Source organism: Streptomyces laculatispora, from assembly GCF_017353455.1.
Classification (GTDB): Bacteria; Actinomycetota; Actinomycetes; order Streptomycetales; family Streptomycetaceae; genus Streptomyces; species Streptomyces laculatispora.
This window is the reverse complement of the sequence record NZ_JAFMPZ010000577.1, coordinates 1-4,460: the sequence shown is the minus strand read 5'-3', so window position 1 is coordinate 4,460 and position 4,460 is coordinate 1. Positions and strand designations below refer to the sequence as shown.

The following is a 4,460-nucleotide window of genomic DNA, read 5'->3' as shown; positions in this document are numbered from 1 at the left end:
CCCAGGTGCTCTCCCTCCTCCAGCTCTCGGCGGGCCCGGTCACCGTGCCCGCCCTCCTCGACCTCCTGGGCCAGCGCGTCGCCGAACTCCACGAGGCCACCACCCACCCCGAGGCGCTGGTCGCCCTCCTGCTGGACTGGGCCCTGGAGGGGCTGGCCGCCGTCGGGGCGCTCACCCTCGGCTCCGGGCACGCCACCCTCACCCCGCTCGGCAACTGGGCGGTCTGGGTCAAGCTGGAACAGATCTGCGTCGCCGCCCAGAGCCCGGCCGGGAACATCGAGCAGTCCGCCGCCGACATGCTGCTGGGCTGCGCCCGGCTCACCCCCGGACCGGCCCGTGCCGAATACCGCGCCTGGCTGGCGGCCCGCCCCGTCGGCAGCGCCGTCGCCGAACTCCTCGGGGTGGCCCGGGGCGAGGACGCGCTGCTGCGCGGGCTCGCCTTCGAGGCGCTCCGCGTCGTCGGCGCACCCGCCGAGCCCGAGGTGCGCTCCGTCGTCGCCGACCCGTCGCTGCGCCCCTACGCGCTGCTCTGGCTCGCCGAGTACGAAGGGGCCGACCCCGAGGACGCCCAGGAGGTCCTCAGCCGCGAGGAGGCCACCTGGCTCTGGGTCGACACCGCGGCGGCCGTGGCCGACCACGGCGAGACCGGACTGCTGGTCCGCCACCTCGACTCGGCCGTGCAGGGCAGCGTCCCGGCCCTGCTCGACGAGGTACGGGCGGTCGGCCATCCGCGCACCGTCCAGGTACTGGTGGCGCTGGCCGCCGCACACCCCGACCCCGCGCTCGCCAAAGCCGTCCGCAAGGCGGCGTTCCAGGTGCACACCGGCGGAGCCTGAGAACGGTCCGGCCGGCCGGGGGAGACCCGAGGCCGGCCGGACCGCCCGCAGAGGCTGTCGGCCGACCTGACGGCCGTGCGTCCAGGACTCCGGGGTGACCCGGCCCGGGATCCGGTCGCCCCCGGCCGGCCCGGCTGCGCGCGGTCCTGCTCCGAGTGTCGAACAGTTCACACCGCAATGCCCCTGATTGCTCACGGAGCGGAGTCGCTCAGGAGCGCTGGGCGGGTTCTCGGCAACCGCGCTGGAGCAGGCGGAAAGGTGATTGGACACCGCCAGTAGACTGGTCCTCATGGCAACTCTCCTTGTGCGTATGCGTGAGTAGCGGCGTTCGAGTCGTGAATCGCTAACCGTTCCTCCGCCGTCCATTCCGCCCTGGAGTTTTTCCCGTGATCACCGCCTCCGGCATCGAGCTGCGCGCCGGCGCCCGCCTGCTTATCGAATCCGCCTCCTTCCGCATCGCCAAGGGCGACCGCATCGGCCTCGTCGGCCGCAACGGAGCGGGCAAGACCACCCTCACCAAGTGCCTCGCCGGCGAGGGCACCCCCGCGGCCGGCACCATCACCCGCTCCGGCGAGGTCGGCTACCTCCCGCAGGACCCGCGCACCGGCGACCTCGACGTGCTCGCCCGGGACCGCATCCTCTCGGCCCGCGGCCTCGACGAGATCCTCCGCAAGATGCGCGAGAACGAGGAGCGGATGGCGAACGGCAAGGGCGCCACCCGCGAGAAGGCGATGAAGAAGTACGAGCGCCTGGAGACGGAGTTCCTCACCAAGGGCGGATACGCCGCCGAGGCCGAGGCCGCCACCATCGCCGCGGCCCTCAGCCTGCCCGACCGGGTGCTCGCCCAGCCGCTCCACACGCTCTCCGGCGGTCAGCGCCGACGTGTCGAACTGGCCAGGATCCTCTTCTCGGACGCCGACACCCTGCTCCTCGACGAGCCCACCAACCACCTCGACGCCGACTCGATCGTCTGGCTGCGCGACTACCTCAAGAGCTACCGCGGCGGCTTCATCGTGATCTCCCACGATGTCGAGCTCGTCGAGACCGTCGTCAACAAGGTCTTCTGCCTCGACGCCAACCGGTCGCAGATCGACGTCTACAACATGGGCTGGAAGCTCTACCAGCAGCAGCGCGACGCCGACGAGAAGCGCCGCAAGCGCGAGCGGCAGAACGCCGAGAAGAAGGCCGCGACGCTCAACGCCCAGGCGGACAAGATGCGCGCCAAGGCCACCAAGACCGTGGCCGCGCAGAACATGGCCAAGCGCGCCGACCGGCTGCTCTCCGGCCTGGATGCCGTACGGGTCTCCGACAAGGTCGCCAAGCTGCGCTTCCCGGACCCCTCGCCGTGCGGCAAGACCCCGCTGATGGCGGAGGGCCTCTCCAAGTCCTACGGATCCCTGGAGATCTTCACCGACGTCGACCTGGCCATCGACAAGGGCTCCCGGGTCGTCATCCTCGGCCTCAACGGCGCCGGCAAGACCACCCTGCTCCGGCTCCTCGGCGGCGCGGAGAAGGCCGACACGGGCGACATCATCGAGGGCCACGGGCTCAAGCTCGGCTACTACGCCCAGGAGCACGAGACCCTCGACCCGAACCGCACCGTCCTGGAGAACATGCGCTCCGCGGCGCCCGACCTCGACCTCGTCGCGGTCCGCAAGACGCTCGGCTCGTTCCTCTTCTCCGGGGACGACGTGGACAAGCCCGCCGGGGTGCTCTCCGGCGGTGAGAAGACCCGGCTCGCCCTGGCGACGCTGGTGGTCTCCTCCGCCAACGTGCTGCTGCTCGACGAGCCCACCAACAACCTCGACCCGGCCAGCCGCGAGGAGATCCTCGGCGCGCTGCGCACGTACAAGGGCGCCGTCGTCCTCGTCACGCACGACGAGGGCGCGGTCGAGGCGCTCCAGCCCGAGCGCATCATCCTGCTGCCCGACGGCATCGAGGACCTGTGGGGTGCGGACTACCGGGACCTGGTCTCGCTGGCCTGACCCGTCCCGCCGCCCGCTGATCCACTCCCACTGGATCATTCGGCCTACGCGTGATCCCTCATCTGTGTGAGTACGTCTCGTACCTCGGCGCGGCGCCCGGCAGATAGCTGCCGGGCGCACCCATATGCGGGCGCACTCCCCTCGCGGCCCTGACCTGGACGTTCCTCCCGGGGAGTTCCCCCCCGGGCCCGTCACAGCCCTGCGGAATGCAGGATTCCGATCAGTCCGGCGCACTCCCGGGGCGTGAATCCGGTTGCACGGACCTTGCCGAATGGGTGGCCAGGAAGCTCCGGAGGGGTGATCATGAGAGTCCAGAGCGCACTTCCCACGAGGAGGCACGGGTGGCCGAGACTCTGAAGAAGGGCAGCCGGGTAACCGGCGCCGCGCGCGACAAGCTCGCGGCAGACCTGAAGAAGAAGTACGACTCCGGTGCGAGCATCCGGGCGTTGGCCGAGGAAACCGGCCGCTCCTACGGATTCGTCCACCGGATGCTCAGCGAGTCCGGAGTGACGCTGCGAGGACGCGGCGGCGCGACACGAGGCAAGAAGGCCGCGGCGGCCTGACAGTCGTCGGCGGATCGGGGCAGGTCGTACGACCTGCCCCGGGGCTCACCGGTTTCGGCGGTGGCCACCCGGTCGACCGTGCGGTCGATCGGGTGGTTACTGTTCAGTCACTTAGCTCCATGTGCTGACTGCACCCGAACCGGAGGCGCTCCATGACCTCGCTCGACTCCGTGCTCGACAAGGACGGCGTACGACTCACCGTCGATGACGCGATTGCCACGGTGACCCTCACCAATCCGGCCAAGCGCAACGCTCAGTCCCCCGCTCTGTGGCGGGCGTTGACAGAGGCCGGACGGGCCCTGCCCGGCAGTGTGCGGGTCGTCGTGCTGCGCGGCGAAGGCGTGTCCTTCTCCGCCGGTCTCGACCGCCAGGCGTTCACCCCCGAGGGCTTCGACGGCGAGCCGTCCTTCCTCGACATGGGGCGTGGCCCCGAGGCCGAGCTCGACGGGGTCATCGCCGAGTACCAGGAGGCTTTCACCTGGTGGCGTCGCAACGACATCGTGTCGATCGCGGCCGTCCAGGGACATGCCATCGGTGCGGGCTTCCAGCTCGCTCTCGCCTGCGATCTGCGGATCGTCGCCGAGGACGTGCAGTTCGCCATGCGCGAGACCAGCCTCGGTCTGGTGCCCGACCTCACCGGCACGCACCCCCTGGTGCACCTGGTGGGGTACGCACGCGCGCTCGAAATCTGCGCCACCGGCCGCTTCGTGCACGCTCCGGAGGCCGAGCGCACCGGACTGGCCAACCTCGTGGTGCCCGCCGAGGAGCTCGAAGGAGCCGCCCGCGACCTGGCCGGCGCCCTGCTGGCCGCCCCGCGCGACGCCCTCGTCGAGACCAAGGCCCTGTTGAGCGGGGCCGTCTCCCGTACGTACGAGGACCAGCGCACCGCCGAGCGGGCCGCGCAGGGCCGCCGGCTGCGCGACCTGGCGGGCATGTCCGACTGATACCTCACCCGGCCGGGGGCACACCGCCTCGGCCGGCCGGCCGAACGCGGCGCGCCCGGCCCGGCCCGCGTTCGGCTGCCCGAGGCGCCCGGTTCAGCTTTCCGAGGTCTCCGGCGCCCCCGGGGGCGCCGA

General features: G+C 71.5%; 3 protein-coding genes and 1 pseudogene. All 4 read left to right on the top strand.

The genetic code is table 11. The features are described 5' to 3' along the window. Nucleotides 1–836 (top strand): annotated as a pseudogene (locus tag J1C73_RS30640) (hypothetical protein); the annotation flags it as partial. Between the two features lie 386 nt (nt 837–1,222). Beyond that, nucleotides 1,223–2,821, top strand: a complete 1,599-nt coding sequence (locus tag J1C73_RS30635) for an ABC-F family ATP-binding cassette domain-containing protein (RefSeq protein WP_207319222.1) — start codon at nt 1,223–1,225, stop codon at nt 2,819–2,821. Between the two features lie 341 nt (nt 2,822–3,162). Next, complete coding sequence (locus J1C73_RS30630; RefSeq protein WP_007263382.1) at nt 3,163–3,384, top strand: helix-turn-helix domain-containing protein; 222 nt, start codon at nt 3,163–3,165, stop codon at nt 3,382–3,384. Between the two features lie 152 nt (nt 3,385–3,536). Next, nucleotides 3,537–4,328, top strand: coding sequence for an enoyl-CoA hydratase/isomerase family protein (locus tag J1C73_RS30625; protein ID WP_207319221.1), 792 nt, complete (start codon nt 3,537–3,539; stop codon nt 4,326–4,328). The last annotated feature ends 132 nt before the right edge of the window (nt 4,329–4,460 follow it).